Raw genomic sequence first — 19,019 nt, forward strand, 5'->3', positions numbered from 1 at the left:
CCTTGCCTACAAGATATAGGCGGCTGGCGGCCGCGTGCAATTGCGCCACCTTGTCCACTGGGCTAGGTAATGGCCTGCACGATCCAACCAAGGACCACTGCCCGATGCGCGCCCTGATTGCCCTCTTCGCCCTTGTCGCTCTTGTCTCCTGTGGCGATGGCCGCGATCTCGACGAAGCCCCGGCGCCGCTGGGCGATTTCAAGCTGGGGCATTCGATCGTCGTCGCGCCCAATCTGGTCAAGGGGCCGCTCTCGCGCGAGGCCAGCAAGGAGCAATGGATCGCAGCGATGGACGCGGCGGTCGAGGACCGGTTCCGCCGCTACGAGGGCACCGACAAGAAGCTCTATCACTTCGGCATCTCGGTCGAGGGCTACGTGCTGGCCCAGGTCGGCGTGCCGCTGGTGCTGCAACCGAAATCGGTCCTGATCTTTCGCGTCACCGTCTGGGACGACGAAAAGGGCATCAAACTGAACGAGGAGCCGCATGAGATCACCGTGCTCGAGGCGATCAGCGCCGAGACGGTGGCGGGCTCGGGCCTGACCCAGACCGCCGAACAGCAGATGGAGAACCTGGTGATCAAGGGCACCAAGCAGCTCGAGGTCTGGCTGGGAGTGCAACAGAAGCGCCACGGCTGGTTTACCCCCGAGGCGAGGGTCGAAAAAGCCGAAGACGGCAAGAACACCAACAAGGCGGCCGAACCGGTCAACTGACGCTTGATTTTCCTCTTCAAAGCCAATATCTCGCCCGCGATGTAGCAACGGGCCAAGTCCGGCCCCCCAGACCACGAGGCGCCAGAAGACATGGCAAAGGAAAAGTTTGAGCGTTCCAAACCGCACTGCAACATTGGCACCATCGGCCATGTTGACCACGGCAAGACGACGCTGACCGCGGCGATCACCAAGTACTTCGGTGACTTCAGGGCCTATGACCAGATCGACGGCGCGCCGGAAGAGAAAGCCCGCGGCATCACCATCTCGACCGCCCACGTGGAATACGAGACCGAGGCGCGGCACTACGCCCACGTCGACTGCCCCGGCCACGCCGACTACGTCAAGAACATGATCACCGGTGCCGCCCAGATGGACGGCGCGATCCTGGTGGTGAATGCGGCCGACGGCCCGATGCCGCAGACGCGCGAGCACATCCTGCTCGGCCGTCAGGTGGGCATCCCCGCGATGGTCGTCTTCCTCAACAAGGTCGACCAGGTCGACGACGAGGAGCTGCTCGAGCTGGTGGAAATGGAAGTCCGCGAACTGCTCTCCGAGTACGATTTCCCGGGCGACGACATTCCGATCATCGCCGGCTCGGCGCTGGCGGCGATGGAAGGCAACAACCCGGAAATCGGCGAAGAGAAGATCAAGGAACTGATGGCGGCCGTGGATGAATACATCCCGCAGCCGGCCCGTGCCGTCGACCAGGACTTCCTGATGCCGATCGAGGACGTGTTCTCGATCTCCGGCCGCGGTACGGTTGTGACCGGCCGTGTCGAGCGTGGCGTGATCAACGTTGGCGACGAGATCGAGATCGTCGGCATCCGCGACACCAAGAAGACCACCTGCACCGGTGTCGAGATGTTCCGCAAGCTGCTCGATCGCGGTGAAGCCGGCGACAACATCGGCGCGCTGCTGCGCGGTGTCGACCGTGAGGGCGTCGAGCGTGGCCAGGTTCTCTGCAAGCCGGGTTCGGTCAAGCCGCACACCAAGTTCGAGGCGGAAAGCTACATCCTGACCAAGGACGAAGGTGGCCGTCACACGCCGTTCTTTGCCAACTACCGCCCGCAGTTCTACTTCCGGACCACCGACGTGACCGGCACCGTGGAGCTGCCCTCGGGCACCGAGATGGTGATGCCGGGCGACAACCTGAAGTTCACCGTGGAGCTGATCGCCCCGATCGCGATGGAAGAAGGCCTGCGCTTCGCCATCCGTGAAGGCGGCCGCACCGTGGGCTCGGGCGTCGTCTCCAAGATCATCGAGTGATCGCGATCCCGTCCCGGGCCTGACCCGGGACAGCACTTCCAGCCTGGCGGCCCCTGCGGGTCGCCGGGCTTTTTTGTGCCCGATGCCAGGTGCGGCATCCCCACCACGAGGCCCCGGCGCGGGGCCGGGACGCGAGGCCACCCGCAGCCCCGTCCCGGACCTGATACGGGACCTCTCGCCCGATCGCGCCAGACAGGCTTCGGGGCTTATCAGGCGCGGCAGAGCGCCTTGATCCCGCGCGCCACCTCGGGGCTGGCCGCTAGCGTGTCCACTGCCAGGTCGCGCACCGCCTCATGCAGCCCGTCACTCGGCACCAGCCGGTCGACCAGCCCGAAACGCAGGGCCTCCTCCGCCGAGAGCCTGGCCCCGCCCATCAGCACCAGCTTGGCCCGCGCCGGCCCGACCAACGCCGCCAGGCGCGCCGGATCGGAGGGCTGCGGCAGGTAGCCCAGCTTCATCACCGGATAGAAGAATTTCGCTTCCGGCACCGCGATTCGCAGATCGCAGGCCAGCGCCATGCCGAAGGCGCCGCCGGCCAGCGTGCCGTTGAGCGCCGCGATGGTCAGCCCCGGCAGGGCCGCGATTGCCGCCGACAGCCGCTCCCAGACCTCCGAGGTGGCGAGCCCGGCCCGGGCGGCGTCGAGATCCGCCCCGGCGGAGAACACCTTGCCGGCGCCGGTCAGCACCAGCACGCGCGCCTCCTGTGCCGCCGCCGCGATCTCGACCAGCCGTTCGAGCATCTCAGGGGTCAGCGAATTGGCCTTGTCCGGCCGGTTGATCGTCACCCGCCAGAGCCCGCCCTCGCGGGCCAGGTCGATCATTCCACAAGCCCCAGCTGCCGGCGCCAATCCTCGTCCCGGAGCGACAGCTCTTCCCCGAGATGCGCGTCCCCCGCCGGCCCGCACATCCACATCAGCGCCGTGGCGACCCATTCCGGCGGAATGTGATCGGACCAGTCGAGCCGGCTCACCGGGTTGATGCCGCTCGACTTGATCTCGCGCTGCATCTGCGTCGCCACCGTGCCGGGCGACAGGCCCATGGCGCGGATGCCGTGATCGCGGCCCTCCTTGTCGGCGCAGCGGGTCAGCATCGCGGCCCCGGCCTTGGACGCGCAATAATGGCTCCAGGCCTCGACCGGGCCATGCGCCGCGCCCGACGAGATGGTGATGATCGTGCCGCCGCCCTGACCGGTCATCACCGGCATTGCCGCCCGCATGCCGTGGTAGACGCCCTTGAGATTGATATCGATCGCATGCCCCCAGCCCTCGGGATCGGACCCTGCCAGCAGCGAGATCGGCTCGATCACGCCGGCGTTTCCGATCACCGCGTCGAGCCGGCCGAAGGTCTCGACCGAGACGCGCACCGCGGCCTCGACCTCCCAGTAGCGGCTGACGTCGCAGGGCACGGCCAGCGCCTGCGCGCCGATCTCTCCGGCCAGATCTGCGACGCTTTCCTCGCTGCGGGCGACAAGCACGACATTCGCCCCAGCCTTGGCAAATTCGCGCGCGGCGGCGGCGCCGATGCCGCGGCTGGCGCCTGTGATCATTACACATTTTCCGCTGATAAAATCCGACATGCTTTCCTCCGCCTGTGTCCGGCTCCGGCGTCTTTGGTAGCCCCTCGCCCGGCATTGGTCCAGTCGCGCGGGCGTGACGCAACGCGGCCCGCCTTCCCCTTGACCTCGCCCTGTGGCCAAGGGAAGCTGGCGCGGAAATTCATGGAAAGGCGCATTTGACATGTTCTGTTATCCCAAGCTCGCCGGCGGCACCGCGCTGGCCACCCTGATGCTGGCGCAAACCGCCGCCGCCGAAATCACCCCTGCCCAGGTCTGGGACGATCTGCGCGGCTACATGCAGGGCTATGGCTATACCGTCACCGCCGAGACCGTCTCTGACGGCGATGTGCTCACCCTCACCGATCTCACCACCACCATCCCGATCCCCGAGGATGACGTGACCGTCGTCATGGTGATGCCCGAGCTGACCCTGAGTGCCACCGGCGATGGCGCCGTCGACGTGGCCTGGCCGGCCGAGATGCCCATCACCTTCGACATCGCCGAAGGCGACGAGCAGATTTCGGCCACACTGCTATATGAGACAACCGATCTCGAGGCGACGGTCTCGGGTGAACCCGGCGCCACCGGCTGGGCCTATTCGGCAAGCTCGGCGCGGATTTCCCTGGCCGATCTGGTGGTCGAGGGGGTCTCTCTCCCGCGCGAGGTGGTGCGCGGCGAGATCCTGCTCGACGGGTTGGTCGGCACCTCGCAGATGACCACCGGCACGTTGCGCGACATCGCGCAGGAGATGAAGATCGGCGCCCTGTCTTATGACTTTGCCGGCCGCGACCCCGACAACACCGACAACACCCTGCTGTTTCAGGGCGGCATGACCGATCTGGCTTACACCGGCACCGGCACCCTGCCGGTGGACATGGACAGCGACGATCCGATGGCGGTGATGGCGGTGATGGATGTCAACGGCAGCTTCTCGTATTCCGGCGGCTCGGCGCAGTTCAACGGCGTCGAGGATGGCGAGGCGGCAAGCTTTGCCTCGAGTTCCGAAGGCGGCAGCATGGGCGTGTCGCTCGCGCCCGAGGCCTGGAACTTCGATTTCCTGGTCAATGGCTACGACGTGCAGGTGCAGGGCGGCGATCTGCCGTTCCCGGTGTCGCTCAGCGCCGGCGAGCTCGGCGGCAACTTTGCCATGCCGGTGGCCCGCAGCGAGGCACCGCAGGATATCGCGGCGGGGCTCACCCTCGGCGATTTCCAGATGAACGACCTGATCTGGAACATTTTCGATCCGGCCGGCCAATTGCCGCGCGATCCGGCGACGGTGCAGATCGATCTGACCGGCAAGGTGCGGATGCTTTACGACCTGTTCGATCCGGCCCAGGCCGAGGCGCTGGAAATGGCCGAAGTGCCCGCCGAGCTGCATGAGTTGACGCTCAACACGCTGGTGGTCGATGCCATCGGCGCGGTGCTGACCGCCACCGGCGCCTTCACCTTCGACAATTCCGACCTTCAGACCTTTGACGGCTTGCCGCGCCCCCAAGGTACGCTGACCGCCGAGCTGCGCGGCGCCAATGCGCTGATCGACAAGCTGGTGGCCATGGGCCTGCTGCCCGAGGAACAGGCGATGGGCGCGCGGATGATGATGGGCATGTTCGCGGTGAACCAGGGCGACGACACGCTGAGCTCGACCCTGGAGGTCAATGAACAGGGCCATGTCATCGCGAACGGCCAGCGGATTCAGTAACGCACCGGCAGGCGCCCCTGCGAGAAATCGCGGCGGCGCATTGCCCCCGGGGCAGCAAGTCGCACCGGCTCACGCCTCGGGCACAACCCCTGCCAGATAGCCTGTCACCGCGCGTTCCACCCGTTGGGCCAGCGGCTCGAACGCCGCCTCGCCGGCCCGCAATGCGGCATGGGCCATGCCCTCGGCCAGGGCCAGCACGTCGCGCGCCACGGTCTCGGGATCGTCGACGTAATATTCCGCCAGAACCGCGACCACTTGCGCCTGCACTTGGGTGCGTTGCCGCGCCAGCCCCTGGTCGGCGGGCAATTCGGCTTCGGCCCGCTCCAGCGCTTCGGTCAGGCCCGGCTGCTCGAAGAGCTGCCGCAGCCGCGCCCGCACCATGGCACAGACAACGACGTCGAGCGCCGCATCCGCCGCCGCCTCGGCCGCGGCTTCCATGCCGGCCAGAACCGCAGCACGGCTTTCGGTCAGCAGCGCGCCGATGATCGCCTGCTTGTTGGGGTAATACTGATACAGCGAGCCGATCGAGATCCCCGCCGCCCGCGCCACGTGATTGGTGGTCAGCCCGCGCAGCCCCTCGCGGGCCAGGATACCGCCCGCCGCAACGAGGATGGCATCACGGGTCTTGCGGCTGCGGGCCTGGCGCGGGGCTTTGCGCGGCGCGAGAGCTGTGGCCATGGTCGATCTCCGGTTTTTGCCACTAACCCATGCGGGGCGGTGGAATTCAACGCGCAGATGGCCGCAGACCGGCATTTGGCCACCGGATCTTGCACCTCGGCCCCCCGCACTCTACCTGTGGCCTCCAAGGAGAGCCCATATGCCGCACCCATTGTCCGACCTGACCCAAGCCCTGCTCGACGCCGCCCGCAGCGCCGGCGCCGACACCGCCGACGCCATCGCCATCCGGGGCACTTCGGTCACCGTCGACGTGCGCGCCGGCGCGCTGGAACAGGCCGAGCGGTCAGAGGCCACCGACATCGGGCTGCGGGTGCTGCTGGGCCGGCGGCAGGCCAATGTCTCGGCCTCGGACACCCGCCCCGAAACGCTGGCCGCCATGGCCGAACGCGCCGTCGCCATGGCCCGCGAAGCCCCCGAAGACCCGCATGTCGGCCTCGCCGATCCCGCGCAGCTGGCGCGAGACACCTCGGCCGCGGGGCTCGAACTGGCCGATCCGGCGGCCGAGCCCGACCCCGCCACCTTGCAGGCCCGTGCCGAAGCGGCCGAAGCGGCAGCGCAGGCCGTCGATCAGGTCACCCAGGTGCAATCCGCCTCGGCCAGCTATTCGGCGCGCGACATCCATATCGCCGCCAGCAACGGGTTCGGCGCCGGCTACAGCCGCACCGGATCGTCGCTGTCCTGTGTCGCCATCGCCGGCGAAGGCCTGGGGATGGAACGCGACTACGACGGCGACAGCCGCACCTTTGCCGCCGACCTGCGCAGCGCCGAAGAGATCGGCCGCACCGCCGGCGACCGCGCAGTCGAACGGCTGAACCCGCGCAAGCCGCCCACCGGCACCTATCCGGTGCTGTTCGACGAACGCATCTCGGCCTCGCTGATCGGCCATCTGCTGTCGGCCATTTCCGGCGCCGCCATCGCGCGCGGCTCGTCCTTCCTGCGCGATGCGCTGGGCCAGCAGGTGCTGCCCGAGGCGCTCAGCGTGATCGAGGATCCGCACCGGCCGCGCATTTCCGGCTCGCGCCCCTTCGATGCCGAGGGGCTGGCGACGCAGCGCCGCGCCATCGTCGACCGTGGCACACTCACCGGCTGGACGCTGGATCTGGCCAATGCCCGCAAGCTGGGGCTGGAAAGCACCGCCAATGCGGTGCGCGGCACTTCGGCGCCGCCGCATCCGTCAAACTGGAACATCGCCCTGACCCAGGGCGACAGGAGCCGGGCCGATCTGATTGCCGACATGGGCACCGGCTTGCTGGTGACCTCGATGATCGGCTCGACGATCAACCCCAACACCGGCGATTATTCGCGCGGGGCCTCGGGCCTCTGGGTCGAGAATGGCGAGATCACCCATGCGGTCAACGAGGTGACCATCGCCGGCAACCTGCGCGACATGCTGCTGCAGATCGTGCCGGCGAATGACGCCCGCCCCCACCTGTCGCGGGTGGTGCCGTCGCTGCTGGTCGAAGGCATGACCCTTGCAGGCACCTGAGGCCCAGGAAACCGATCTCGCCCTGCTGCTGCGCGCCGCCAGGGCCGCGGGCGATGTGGCATTGGGCTTTTCCGGCCCCACCGCCAAGGCCTGGGACAAGCCCGGCCAGGGCCCGGTGACCGAGGCGGATTTCGCCGTCAACGACGTGCTGCATGACATCCTGCGCGCTGCCCGGCCGGAGTATGGCTGGCTCAGCGAGGAGACGCCGGACGACCGGGCGCGGCTGGGCTGCGAACATGTCTTCATCATCGATCCGATCGACGGCACCCGCAGCTTCATCGAAGGCTCGGGCACCTGGGCGCATTCCATCGCCATCGCCCGCCGGGGCGCGGTGACCGCCGCCGTCATTCACCTGCCCGCCCGCGCCCGCACCTTTGCCGCCGCGCTGGGCCAGGGGGCCACGCTGAACGGCGCACCGATCCGCACCGGGTGCCGGGCCGAACTGACCGGGGCCAGCGTGATGGCACCGAAACCGACGATGCAACCCGCCCATTGGCGCGGCACGCCGCCAGAGGTGACGCGTGTGTTCCGGCCGTCGCTGGCCTATCGCATGGCGCTGATCGCGCAGGGCCGTTTTGACGCGATGCTGACGATCCGGCCGTCCTGGCACTGGGACATTGCCGCCGGGGCGCTGATCGCCACCGAAGCCGGGGCGCTGGCGACCGCCGCCGACGGTTCGCCCCTGACCTTCAATACCGAAACCCCGCAAAGCCCCGGCGTGCTGGCCGCCAACCCCGGGCTGCACCGGGCAATCCGCGACCGGCTGGCCTGAGCGTTACAGCTTGGACGAAATGATGCCGGTGGAGAAACCGCCCATTCGCAGCTCGCCGAAGAGCCGCTGATATTCGATCTTGGGGCAGCGGTTCATCACCACATCGACGCCGGCCGCCTCGAGCTTCGCCGCCGCCGCGGCGTGTTCGACACCGATCTGCATCCAGAAGGTCCTGAGCCCCGGCAGATGGGTCAGCGCCGCCTCCGCGATCCCGGGCACCGCCTCGGACCGGCGGAAGACATCCACCATGTCGACCTCTTTCGGCACCTCCGACAGGTCGGCGCGCACGGTCTCGCCAAACAGCTCCTTGCCGGCATGCCCCGGGTTGACCGGGATCACGGTAAAGCCCTTGAGCTTGAGATAGCGCGCCACGTAGTAGCTCGGCCGGACGGAATTGGGCGACACGCCCACCACCGCGATTGTCTTGGAGCGGGTCAGGATGCCGCGCAGGAAGGAGTCGCTGTAGCTCATGCCGGCGACGCTATCACCGCGCCCGACAGGACAAAAGCCGGCGCGCCACCGGACGGCCATGAAAAAAGCGCCCAGTCAATACTGGGCGCTGAGTGCGGAACGAGGGACAGTGAAATCATGCAAGGGTTCCGGCCTCGCATGTCATGAAAGACAAATAGGCAACAATCCCGACAAGAAAAGGCGTACTCACCGTTTCGTGAATTGCAGGGTGGGGTGTCAGCCGTTCCGGCGCATCATCAGCGCCTGCATGCCCTTGGTCGCCTCGAGCAGACGGGTCATCCGGCCGGCGTGGTCCTGCCGCTCCTGCAAGCTGGGATGCAAACGCTCGGACGGGTCGAGCATGCGCTTGCGGGGCGTGCGGATCACGAACATCTTGCCCCAGCCCGACCAGGTGCCGACCGAAGGCGCCTCGGCATCGGCCGGAAAACGTGCCTGCCAGCCCTCGGGCAGCGGCAAGCCGCAATCCTCGGCCCGGTCCAGCATCCAGACCAGCGGCAGGTTGGCCAGCGGTCGGGCCGCCTCGAAGCCGGCGATCTGACCGCCGACATCGCCATGGGTGCCGGGAAACCACATCTGTTCGACCCGCCCGGACCAGTCGCCGGGCACGTCCCACAACAGCGGCGCATAGGCGGCGCGGCGTTCGTCATAGGCCAGCGCGTGAAAGCCGTGGCGCACGCTGTCGCCCAGGTGATGGTTGTGGAAGGCATGCGGATCGGCGCTCAGCCGCCAGACCAGGGGCAGCCGCAGGCCCAGCGCTTTGACCGTGTCAAAAACCCCGACCATCTCGATCGGCGCCGTCTCATGGCAAAAGGCGGCGCGAAAGGCCAGTGCCGCATCGCTGTCGGGCGCGGTCTGATAATGGCGATAGGCGGTGGCGACATTGCGCTCCAGCGCGTGGCGCGCGGTCACCAGCCCGACCCGGTCGATCATCCCCGCAAGCGAGCGCACGGCAAAGGCGCCGCGCGAATATCCGAGCAGGAAGATCCTGTCGCCGGGGCGATACCGCGAAGCGAGATAGCCATAGGCGCGGCGGATCTGGCTGTTGATGCCCTTGCCGGTCAGTACCGACCACGCGGCGCGCCAGTCGGGGAACTGCACGCCCGGCTCGTAATAGATCGAGAGATCGCCGGGCGCCTCGCAGAGCAGCTTGTAGATCTGGCCGATGTTGGTTTCGGTTCCTTCCCGCAGGCTCGACATCGTGCCATCGAGGAGGATCACATGGATACGCTGTCCCCGGCGGGGACCGGTGCGGGTCTGCCGGAACCGGAGCTTGCGCGCCAGCCAGCCGGTGACCTGTTTATGCAGCCGTTTGAGACGCATCCCTCAACATACTCCAAACTCGCAGCGGCGTGAAAGGCATGTCTGCCTGCCGCACCCCGCGATCCCACAAGGCATCCTGCACCGCATTGCCCATCGCCGCCATGGCGCCCACGGTTCCGGCCTCGCCACAGCCCTTCATGCCCATGGGATTGGCGGTCGATGGCACCGGTTCGGTTTCGAAGCGGAACATAGGAAGAATATCGGCACGCGGCATGCCGTAATCCATGAAAGTTGCCGTGAGCAGCTGGCCATCCTCGTCGTGCACCACATGTTCGGTGACCGCCTGGCCGATGCCCTGGGCGACGCCGCCATGCACCTGCCCCTCGGCCAGCAGCGGGTTGATCAGATTGCCGAAGTCGTCGACGACGGTATAGCGCTCGACCGTCACGGTGCCGGTTTCCGGATCGACCTCGACCTCGGCGACATGGGCGCCGTTGGGATAGGACCGGCCGGGCAGCCTGTCGCGTGCCTCGTGCCGCAAAAGGTCGTCGCGGCCGGCCGCACGGGCCATCTCCGCGGCCTCCAGCATCGTCGGGGTCAGGTTCGACCCTTCGGCGCGGAATGTCTCATTGTCGAACCGCACTGCGCTCTCCTCGACCCCCATGCTATCCGCCAAAAACGGCGTGAATGCGGCCACCATTCCGGCCACCGCCGTCAGGGTCACATTGGCCTGCACCGTCACCGAGCGCGAGCCGCCGGTGCCGCCGCCCTTGGCAATCAGATCACTGTCGCCCTGCACCACCCGGATCCGTTCCATCGGGATGCCGGTCTGATCGGCGAGGAAACGGGCATAGACGGTTTCATGGCCCTGCCCGTTCGACTGGGTGCCGACAAACAGGGAAACGCCGCCATCCTCGTCAAAGGTGACCCTGGCGCCTTCCGAAGGATCGCCCAAAATGCTTTCGATATAGTAACAGAGCCCGATGCCACGCAATTTGCCATGCTCCTCGGAAGCGGCCTTGCGCGCGGCAAACCCCGCCCGGTCGCAGCTTGCCTCGGCATGCGACAGCACCCGGTCGAAATCGCCCACGTCGTAAAGCTCGCCTGTGACGGTTCGATAAGGGAACTTGGCCGCAGGAATAAAGTTCCGCCGCCGCAGCTCCCATCCGTCGACGCCCAGCTCGCGCGCCGCCCGGTCCATCAGCCGCTCGAGCACATAGATCGCCTCCGGTCGCCCGGCGCCGCGATAGGCGTCGACCTGCACGGTGTTGGTGAAATAGCCCTTCACGCTCATATAGGCGGCCTGCACGTCATAGGTGCCCATCAGCACCTTGGAAAAGAGCTCGGTCTGGATCGGCTGGCCAAAGCCGGAGTTGTAGGCCCCGAGGTTGTTGCGAGTGGTCACACGGTAGGCCAGGATGCGGTGATTGTCGTCAAAAGCCATCTCGGCCAGGCTGGTCAGATCACGGCCGGCGTTGTCGCTGAGCATGCTCTCGGTGCGGTCGGCCATCCAGCGCACCGGACGGTCCAGGGCCCGGGCGGCATGGGCACAGATCACGTATTCCGGGTAATCCTGCGCCTTCATGCCGAACCCGCCGCCGACATCAGGATTGGTGATGCGCAGCGCCTCCGGGTCGAGACCCAGCGCCTTGGCAATGGTCTGCTTGAAGCCCCAGACACCCTGGCCGTTGATCGCCACATGCAGCCGCTCGCCCTCGGGCTCGGCGTAGCAGCCGCGCGGCTCCAGCGAATTGGCGATCACCCGGTTGTCGTCGATCTGCAACGACACCACATGCGCGGCCGCGGCAAAGGCCGCATCGGTCGCGGCGGCATCGCCCATGCCGAAGTGATAGGCGAGGTTGCCCGGCGCTTCCTCGTGGATTGCCGTCTCGCTCTCTTCGAGCCCCAGGCAGACCGGCAGGTCGTCGTAATCGAACTCGATCAGCTCGGCGGCGTCCCTGGCCTGTTGCAGGGTCTCGGCAAAGACCATCGCCACCGGTTCACCGACAAACCGCACCCGGTCGCGCGCCAGCACCGGGCGTTCCGGCGCGGCGCCCTTGCTGCCGTCGATGTTCTTCACCAAGGTGGCGTCCAGCCCGGGCCTCACCCCCGCCGCCTCGAGATCGGCCAGGGTCAGCACCATCTGCACCCCGGGGGCTTCGCGCGCGTCGTCGACGTTCAACTCGGTGATGCTTGCATGTGCCACCGGCGACCGGAACACCACGCCATGCAGGGCGTCTGCCGGGGCGATGTCATCCACATAACGGCCCTCCCCGGTGAGAAAGCGCACATCTTCTACCCGGGTCACGGGCTGGCTCTTGCCGAATTTTTCCATGAGATCTCTCCGTCGACGAATGCCCCCGACACTAGGCTTTTGTTGGCGACTGTCCAGTGACGGTCGCCAACTCCGGGGCTGCGCCAAAAATTGCCTTAATTACGAACGATCTCCGTCCGAATCTGGGATTAGCCATGAATCATAAACAATCAAAAACCAAACGAGAGTAGAGCTCATGTCCACCACAGAAATCGATCAAGTCACAATTGCCCAGATCCTGATGCTGCTCGAGGAAGAGCGCGAAAAGGCGCTGAGCCCGCGCGAATGGCAGCACCGCATCGCGGGCTATGGCTATGCCATCAAGCGCACCGATCACGGCGAGATGGTCACCACCCTGCCGCACGGGCAGGAAGTCTGCGCCCTGCCCGTCCAGCTTTCGGCCTGATCAGCGCTCGTCCGCGTGTTTCGCGGGGTCGGTCTTTTGCCGGCCCGGGATCTCGTCGCGCGGCGGCGCCGGCGCCCAGTTGTGAATGATGTCGAGCGCCTCTTCGGCGGTCTCGACAAAGCGGAACAGGTCCAGATCCTGCGCCGCGATCGTGCCGGCATCGGCGAGCGCCGCCCAGTTGACGATGCGCTCCCAGAATTCGCGGCCGAACAGCAGGAACGGCACCCGATCCATCCGACCGGTCTGGATCAGGGTCAGCGACTCGAAAAGCTCGTCCATCGTGCCGAAGCCGCCCGGAAAGACGCAGATCGCCTTGGCGCGCATCAGGAAATGCATCTTGCGAATGGCGAAATAGTGGAAGTTGAAGCAGAGCTCCGGCGTGACGTATTCATTCGGCGCCTGCTCATGCGGCAGCACGATGTTGAGACCGATGGATTTGCCGCCGGCCTCCTGCGCCCCCCGGTTGCCGGCCTCCATCACACCGGGGCCGCCGCCGGTGACGACGACATTCTCGCGGCCGCCGGATTTGATCGATTCCTCGGTCATCAGCCGGGCGAAGCGCTGCGCCTCGTCGTAAAAGCGTGACAGTTCCGCCAGCGTCTCGGTGCGCGCGGTATGTTTCTCCGACGGCTTGGGAATGCGGGCACCGCCGAAAAGCACGATGGTGCTTTCCACCCCGGCCTCGGTCATCATCATTTCCGGCTTCAACAGCTCGAGCTGCAACCTGACCGGGCGCAGCTCGTCCCGGCAGAGGAAATCCTCGTCGGCAAACGCCAGGCGATAGGCCGGCGCGCGGGTCTGCGGCGTATCCGGTGTGCGGTCGGCTTCCCTGCGGTCTTCCTGGGCGTCGCGAAACCGGCTGCGGCGGGGATCTTTCATGTCATGTCCTGCTATTTCGGCGTGTCCCGCATCCAAGAACGTTCGCGGGGCGAACTCAACCCCGATTGCGCAGAGGCGGTTTTTGCTGTCTAACGCGCCGCAACCTGACAGACGGACCAGACGGAGGAACATCCATGTCCAACGCCCAGCTTGAGACAGCCATCGAAGCGGCCTGGGACGCCCGCGACACCATCACCCCCTCGACCGGCGGCGAGACCCGCGAAGCGATCGAGGACACGCTGAACGCGCTCGACAGCGGCAAGCTGCGGGTGGCCGAACGGCAGGAAAACGGCGACTGGCAGGTCAACCAGTGGGCCAAGAAGGCGGTTCTGCTGGGTTTCCGCATCAAGGACATGGAGCTGCAAGACAACGGCCCGCAGGGCGCCGGCTGGTGGGACAAGGTCGACAGCAAGTTCAAGGGCTGGGGCGACAACCAGTGGAAGGCGGCCGGATTCCGCGCCGTGCCCAACTGCGTGGTGCGCAAATCGGCCTATATCGCCCCCGGCGTGGTGCTGATGCCCTCCTTCGTCAACCTCGGCGCCTATGTCGACGAGGGCACGATGGTCGACACCTGGGCCACCGTCGGCTCCTGCGCGCAGATCGGCAAGAACGTGCACCTGTCCGGCGGCGTCGGTATTGGTGGCGTGCTCGAGCCGATGCAGGCCGGCCCCACCATCATCGAGGACAATTGCTTCATCGGCGCGCGCTCCGAGGTGGTCGAAGGCTGCATCGTGCGCGAGGGCTCGGTTCTGGGCATGGGCGTCTTCATCGGCAAGTCGACCAAGATCGTCGACCGCGAAACCGGCGACGTGAGCTATGGCGAAGTGCCGCCCTATTCGGTGGTTGTCGCGGGCTCGATGCCGTCCAAGAACAACATCAGCCTCTATTGCGCGGTGATCGTCAAGCGGGTCGACGAAAAGACCCGCTCCAAGACCGGCATCAACGAATTGCTGCGCGACTGATACTCACGTGGGTGGCGCCATCGGTTTGGCGCCGCCCTCACCTGCCGAACCATTTGCGCACCAGCGCATTGTACTGCCCGTCTTCCTGCAATTGCAGCAACGCCTGGTTCAGCGGCTCGCGCAGCGGGCTGCCGGTGGGCAGGGCAATGCCGTAATCCTCGCGCCGGAACACCGTTTCCACCAGATAGGCCTCGCCGGCGCGGTTCTGCGACAGGTAATAGCGCAGGAGCGGCGCATCAAAGACCACGACGCTGACCTCTTCGGCCTCGAAGGCCGCGATCATCTCGGCGTAGCCGGGATAGGCGCTGTGCGCCACCGCGCGGGCCTCGAGGAAATCCGAGGCGGTCGAGCCCGCCACGGACCCCACCGCGCGATTGTCGAGATCATTGAGGCCGGTGACGCTCGAGGTCAGTTCGTTGACGGTGATCGCGGCGGTGATCTTGGCAACAAAGATCGACACGATGAACAGGCTCGAGAACACCAGGACGGTCGCCAGCAACCGCCCCGGGATCGACCTTGGCTGGCGTTCCTCGAAGCCGCCGTTGACCACCAAGTTGAGCGCCCACCAGAACGACGGAAAGAACGCCTCGCGCGCGGGTTTCTCGAAATAGGGCTGATGGCGGCGCTCGAACAGCCACATCAGCGTCCCGGCAGCGCAGAGCATGGCAAGCGCCACGCCAAGATAGATCGCGATGTCGCGGGTGAAGACCTGTCGCCAGAGCGGCGTGCGGTCGGACCCCGAAACCATCAGCTGCAAGCCGCTTTCGAACACCGGAAGGGTGAAATCCATCTGCGCCTCGCGGGCGGCGGTGATCGAGATATTGGCAATCGCGCCATCCGCCTCGCCGGCGGCCACCTGCGCCAGCATCTCGCCAAAGGCCGGCAGGGTCTCGAAACGCACCTCGCGGCCGATCTGCTCGGCCATCATCCGCATCAAGTCGATGCTGAAGCCGGTCTGCGCCTCGCGGCCCATCGAGAACGGCGGCCGCTCGACGGTGACGAACTCCAGCACCTGGGCGGCGCCGGGCCCGGCCCGGAACGGCAGCAGGAACAGGGCGATGGCAATCAGCTGCAAAAAGGGCCGGCAGGCCATGGGGCATCCTCGTTTTGGTTCGGGGGATTATCCGAAGCGGGCCGCCCTATGCAACATCGCCGCAACGTGAGGCGGCGGATTACCCGGCCATGCGGGCCATTGCGCCGCAGAACGCCGCATCCGGGGGCATCAACCGGCTTGACATGGGCGCCCGCCCGACGCATCCGCAGCGCATGACCAAGAAAGCCCGCAGCCAGCAAGTCTATACCCTCGTCGTCCAGGTCGGCCGCAAGTCCGGCGACGGCCTGCCCGATGGCGCCACCGGCGCCGGGCTGGTCTGTTACGCCTCTGGCGTCGACGAGGCCGAAGCGGTGCGCGAAACCGTCGCCCTGCTCAAACAGGCCGATCTGGCGCCGCTCGATGTCACCGGCCACGGATCGCTCGACGAGCGACGCGCCGCCGGCGAAGAGATCGCCGACGAGGAGGCCGCGCTGATGCAGCGCGCCCGCGACGAAAATTCGGTGGTCGTGGCGCAGATCGAGCCGTTCTACGACCCGCTGGTCGACGGCGACGCCTGAACCTCAGGCCACCTCGGCCAGCGCCTGCGCCTCGAACCGTTTCAGCACCGGCGGCGTCAGATGCGCCTGCTCCGGCAAGAGCGTCGGCCTGACCCCGGCCAGCAGTGTCGCCGCCAGCTTTTCGCTGTCACGGCGCAAGCGCCCGACATAGAGGCTCTCGGTCCAGGCACCGCTGGCGGCAAAGACCGCATGCGGCGGCAGAAGCGCCTGCGCGTAGTTCACCAGCGGCAGGTTCGGCTCCGGCAGGGCCGACTGGCCGTTGACCAGGTATCCCGCCGGCACCAGCACCCCCTCGCAGCCGAAGGTGTAATCCACCGCCGCGCCGCTGACGAAAATCTTTTGATGCGGCGCAACGACGATGTCGCGCTCCAGGCCGAAATAGGGTGCCCGCAGGCGGATCGGGGCAAAACTGCCCAGCCCCGGCACGATGCGCTGGGCCACATGCAGCACCGGTTCCTGGCCGCCATCGCGGGTCTGCACCAGATCGCCAATCCGCAACCGCGACACCTCGCGCGGGCCGAAAGGCGTGCCGACGAAGGTGCGCGCGGCGAGGCCCGGCAGGGGCCCCACCGGCTCGACCCTGTTGGAGATCGCCAGAAAGCCCAGCGCCGCCTCCTCGGGCGCGCAGGCCTCCATCGCCGGAAAGGCGGTGAGACTTTCGAGCGCCATTGGCTCCGGCAGGTCGAGCGCGCCGGTGACAAAGCCCTGGCCATCGGCTTGCTCCACCGCAAAGCGCGCCAGCCCGGCCTCGCAATCCCAAGAAAAGCTGAGCCGCAGCAGCTGGTTGCCCTCCGGCAGGTTCAGCCGGAGCGTTCGGTGCACCATGGATTTTCCCTGCCCCACCACCAGTGCAAAGGAGCCCTGCGGCAGCGCCAGGATCGACAGATGCCCGGCGGCATGGGCCTGCAACGGGATGCGCAGGATCGAGCGGGCGGCAGCGACCGGGCTCAGGCTGCATTCCAGCAACACCGTGCCCCGGCGCATCGCGCCGCGAGGGGGAAGCTTGTCAAAAGGAGGAAAGACCTGCGCCGCACCGCCCGGCGCCACTGCGGCGACCCAACTCATCGGGCACACCCAAAGACAGACGCGACAGATCGCGACTTCACATCACTCATACCACTGCTCCAGCCCTACTGCGCAGCCTTGCCCCGTGTTGTCAGTCTTGCCGGTCTTGATGCCGGACGGATCCCCTGAACCGGGCGGAGTTCACCTGAAGCGGGGGAGGACTGCGGGGGCCGCGTCATTGTTGCGGCCAGCCTAGCACCCCCGCGCGGCTTCTGTTAAGCGATACGTCAAACCAGCGGGCAAGCCGCTGCAAATAGGTCACAATTCCGTGGGGTAATTCATGTCGCAGACCGATCCGCTCGAGTTGACCGCAGCGCTGGTGCGCTGCCCCTCGGTGACACCCGAAGATGGCGGCGCGCTCGACGTGGTGCAGGACGTGCTGCAAGCTGCGGGCTTTGCCTGCATCCGGGTCGACCGGGGCGGCGTCGGCAATCTCTTTGCCCGCTGGGGCGACAAGGGCCATGCCCGGACCTTCGGCTTCAACGGCCACACCGACGTGGTGCCGCTGGGCAAGCGCGCGGACTGGACCGCCGATCCCTTCGGCGCCGAGATCCGCGACGGCTTTCTCTATGGCCGGGGCGCGACCGACATGAAATCGGGCGTGGCCGCCTTTGCCGCCGCCGCCGCGGATTTCGTCACCGAGACGCCGCCCGAGGGCGCGGTGATCCTGGCCATCACCGGCGACGAGGAAGGCGACGCCGATCACGGCACCCGCGCGCTTCTGGATTACATGCAGGCCGAGGGCGAACGGATGTCGGTCTGCCTCGTGGGCGAGCCGACCTGCCCCGACACCATGGGCGAGATGATAAAAATCGGCCGTCGCGGATCGGTCACCGCCTGGATCGAGGTGGTGGGCGTGCAGGGCCATGCCGCCTATCCGCACCGCGCGAAAAACCCGCTGCCTGCCATGGCGCGGCTGATGGACCGGCTGTCGTCGCATGAGCTGGACCGCGGCACCGAACATTTCGACGCCTCGACCCTGGCGGTGGTCACCATCGACACCGGCAACCCGGCGACCAACGTGATCCCGGCAAAGAGTACGGCGACGGTCAACATCCGGTTCAACGACGCCCATTCCGGCGCCTCGCTCAGCGACTGGCTGCGTGCCGAGGCCGATGCGGTGGCCGCCGAATTCGGCGTCGAGATCGGAATGAAGATCAAGATCTCCGGTGAAAGCTTCCTCACCCCGCCGGGCCCGCTGTCGGACCTCGTGGCGCGCGCGGTTGCCGCCGAAACCGGGATCACCCCGGACCTCAGCACCACCGGCGGCACTTCTGACGCGCGCTTTGTCAAGGATCACTGCCCGGTGGTGGAATTTGGCCTTGTCGGCCGCACCATGCACCAGGTCGACGAACGGGTCGCGGTGGATCAGGTACACCAGCTCAAGGCGATCTATGCCCGCATCCTGAGGGATTACTTCGCATGAGCGCCACGATCACCCGCACCGACGATCTCGAGACCTGCCTGAAGCTGCGCTTCGAGGTCTTTGTCGACGAACAGGGCGTGCCGCCCGAGATCGAGCGTGACGCCTATGACGAGATTGCCCTGCATCTGCTGGCCACCGAGGGCGACCGGGCGCTTGGCACCGCGCGCGTCCTGCCCAATGGCGAGATCGGCAAGATCGGCCGGGTCTGCGTCATCAAGGCCGCCCGCGGTACCGGGCTTGGCGCAGCGCTGATCCGCGCGGCGCTGGACGAGATGCGCGCCGACGGCCGGTTCAGCAAGGCGGCGCTGGGCTCTCAGCTGCATGCCATCCCGTTTTACGAGAAGCTGGGCTTTGCCGCCTATGGCGAGGTGTTCGACGACGCCGGCATTCCCCATCGGATGATGGAACGCGCATTGTGAGCTGCACCGGGGCCCGAGGCGCGCCGGCGCTCCGCCCACC

At 66.9% G+C, this 19,019-nt stretch carries 19 protein-coding genes; 10 read left to right on the forward strand and 9 right to left on the reverse strand.

Annotation, left to right across the window (positions count from 1 at the left end):
• Positions 1-104: 104 nt before the first annotated feature.
• Positions 105-710 carry a hypothetical protein gene (locus tag BMW90_RS07545; RefSeq protein ID WP_074835898.1) on the forward strand — a complete coding sequence of 202 codons (606 nt, stop codon included), beginning with the start codon at positions 105-107 and terminating at the stop codon, positions 708-710.
• Positions 711-800: 90 nt separating this feature from the next.
• A complete protein-coding gene (gene tuf / locus BMW90_RS07550; protein WP_074835899.1) occupies positions 801-1,976 on the forward strand; it encodes an elongation factor Tu in 1,176 nt (391 codons plus the stop codon).
• Positions 1,977-2,185: 209 nt separating this feature from the next.
• Here the strand turns inward: tuf and BMW90_RS07555 are convergent, their stop codons facing one another.
• Together BMW90_RS07555 and BMW90_RS07560 are read right to left on the reverse strand one after the other, a co-directional pair.
• Positions 2,186-2,797 (reverse strand): enoyl-CoA hydratase/isomerase family protein, encoded by a 612-nt coding sequence (locus tag BMW90_RS07555; protein WP_048533165.1) that lies wholly within the window; start codon positions 2,795-2,797, stop codon positions 2,186-2,188.
• Complete coding sequence (locus BMW90_RS07560; protein WP_407657379.1) at positions 2,794-3,522, reverse strand: SDR family oxidoreductase; 729 nt, start codon at positions 3,520-3,522, stop codon at positions 2,794-2,796. The genes BMW90_RS07555 and BMW90_RS07560 overlap by 4 nt, the downstream gene beginning before the upstream one ends.
• A gap of 190 nt (positions 3,523-3,712) precedes the next feature.
• Here BMW90_RS07560 and BMW90_RS07565 point away from each other — a divergent pair, with 190 nt between their 5' ends.
• Positions 3,713-5,230, forward strand: a complete 1,518-nt coding sequence (locus BMW90_RS07565; protein ID WP_074835901.1) for a DUF2125 domain-containing protein — start codon at positions 3,713-3,715, stop codon at positions 5,228-5,230.
• Between the two features lie 69 nt (positions 5,231-5,299).
• On the opposite strand, the gene BMW90_RS07570 is transcribed toward BMW90_RS07565, so the two are convergent.
• Entirely contained in the window at positions 5,300-5,908 is a 609-nt protein-coding gene (locus BMW90_RS07570) for a TetR/AcrR family transcriptional regulator (protein WP_074835903.1), read from the reverse strand.
• Positions 5,909-6,047: 139 nt separating this feature from the next.
• Between BMW90_RS07570 and BMW90_RS07575 the strand changes: the two genes are divergently transcribed.
• Positions 6,048-7,394, forward strand: coding sequence for a TldD/PmbA family protein (locus BMW90_RS07575; protein ID WP_074835904.1), 1,347 nt, complete (start codon positions 6,048-6,050; stop codon positions 7,392-7,394).
• Positions 7,381-8,166 (forward strand): inositol monophosphatase family protein, encoded by a 786-nt coding sequence (locus BMW90_RS07580; RefSeq protein WP_048533171.1) that lies wholly within the window; start codon positions 7,381-7,383, stop codon positions 8,164-8,166. Before BMW90_RS07575 ends, BMW90_RS07580 begins: the two co-directional genes overlap by 14 nt.
• Before the next feature lie 3 nt (positions 8,167-8,169).
• Here the strand turns inward: BMW90_RS07580 and BMW90_RS07585 are convergent, their stop codons facing one another.
• The 3 genes from BMW90_RS07585 to BMW90_RS07595 form a co-directional block, all read right to left on the reverse strand.
• Positions 8,170-8,637: a CoA-binding protein gene (locus BMW90_RS07585; protein WP_074835906.1), complete on the reverse strand. Its 468-nt coding sequence runs from the start codon at positions 8,635-8,637 to the stop codon at positions 8,170-8,172.
• A 216-nt stretch (positions 8,638-8,853) separates the two neighbouring features.
• The gene (locus BMW90_RS07590; RefSeq protein WP_074835907.1) at positions 8,854-9,957 is read right to left on the reverse strand and encodes a DUF2235 domain-containing protein; all 1,104 of its coding nucleotides are present in this window, start codon (positions 9,955-9,957) and stop codon (positions 8,854-8,856) included.
• On the reverse strand, positions 9,935-12,232 hold the full coding sequence (locus BMW90_RS07595) for a xanthine dehydrogenase family protein molybdopterin-binding subunit (protein ID WP_048533174.1): 2,298 nt from the start codon (positions 12,230-12,232) through the stop codon (positions 9,935-9,937). Before BMW90_RS07595 ends, BMW90_RS07590 begins: the two co-directional genes overlap by 23 nt.
• A gap of 175 nt (positions 12,233-12,407) precedes the next feature.
• Between BMW90_RS07595 and BMW90_RS07600 the strand changes: the two genes are divergently transcribed.
• Positions 12,408-12,617, forward strand: coding sequence for a hypothetical protein (locus BMW90_RS07600; RefSeq protein ID WP_048533175.1), 210 nt, complete (start codon positions 12,408-12,410; stop codon positions 12,615-12,617).
• Here BMW90_RS07600 and BMW90_RS07605 read toward each other — a convergent pair whose 3' ends face one another.
• Positions 12,618-13,496 carry an LOG family protein gene (locus BMW90_RS07605; RefSeq protein ID WP_074835909.1) on the reverse strand — a complete coding sequence of 293 codons (879 nt, stop codon included), beginning with the start codon at positions 13,494-13,496 and terminating at the stop codon, positions 12,618-12,620.
• A 134-nt stretch (positions 13,497-13,630) separates the two neighbouring features.
• Here BMW90_RS07605 and dapD point away from each other — a divergent pair, with 134 nt between their 5' ends.
• Entirely contained in the window at positions 13,631-14,458 is an 828-nt protein-coding gene (gene dapD / locus BMW90_RS07610) for a 2,3,4,5-tetrahydropyridine-2,6-dicarboxylate N-succinyltransferase (protein WP_074835911.1), read from the forward strand.
• A 37-nt stretch (positions 14,459-14,495) separates the two neighbouring features.
• Here the strand turns inward: dapD and BMW90_RS07615 are convergent, their stop codons facing one another.
• A complete protein-coding gene (locus BMW90_RS07615; protein ID WP_082154544.1) occupies positions 14,496-15,551 on the reverse strand; it encodes a transporter substrate-binding domain-containing protein in 1,056 nt (351 codons plus the stop codon).
• Between the two features lie 173 nt (positions 15,552-15,724).
• On the opposite strand from BMW90_RS07615, the gene BMW90_RS07620 reads away from it, so the two are divergent.
• Positions 15,725-16,069 carry a hypothetical protein gene (locus BMW90_RS07620; protein ID WP_074836099.1) on the forward strand — a complete coding sequence of 115 codons (345 nt, stop codon included), beginning with the start codon at positions 15,725-15,727 and terminating at the stop codon, positions 16,067-16,069.
• A gap of 3 nt (positions 16,070-16,072) precedes the next feature.
• Here BMW90_RS07620 and BMW90_RS07625 read toward each other — a convergent pair whose 3' ends face one another.
• Positions 16,073-17,134 carry a Hint domain-containing protein gene (locus BMW90_RS07625; protein ID WP_074835912.1) on the reverse strand — a complete coding sequence of 354 codons (1,062 nt, stop codon included), beginning with the start codon at positions 17,132-17,134 and terminating at the stop codon, positions 16,073-16,075.
• Between the two features lie 280 nt (positions 17,135-17,414).
• Here BMW90_RS07625 and dapE point away from each other — a divergent pair, with 280 nt between their 5' ends.
• Positions 17,415-18,560 (forward strand): succinyl-diaminopimelate desuccinylase, encoded by a 1,146-nt coding sequence (gene dapE / locus BMW90_RS07630; RefSeq protein ID WP_074835914.1) that lies wholly within the window; start codon positions 17,415-17,417, stop codon positions 18,558-18,560.
• Positions 18,557-18,979: a GNAT family N-acetyltransferase gene (locus BMW90_RS07635; RefSeq protein WP_074835916.1), complete on the forward strand. Its 423-nt coding sequence runs from the start codon at positions 18,557-18,559 to the stop codon at positions 18,977-18,979. The genes dapE and BMW90_RS07635 overlap by 4 nt, the downstream gene beginning before the upstream one ends.
• Positions 18,980-19,019: the final 40 nt, after the last annotated feature.

It is taken from the genome of Marinovum algicola (assembly GCF_900109145.1).
GTDB classification, from domain to species: Bacteria; Pseudomonadota; Alphaproteobacteria; order Rhodobacterales; family Rhodobacteraceae; genus Marinovum; species Marinovum algicola.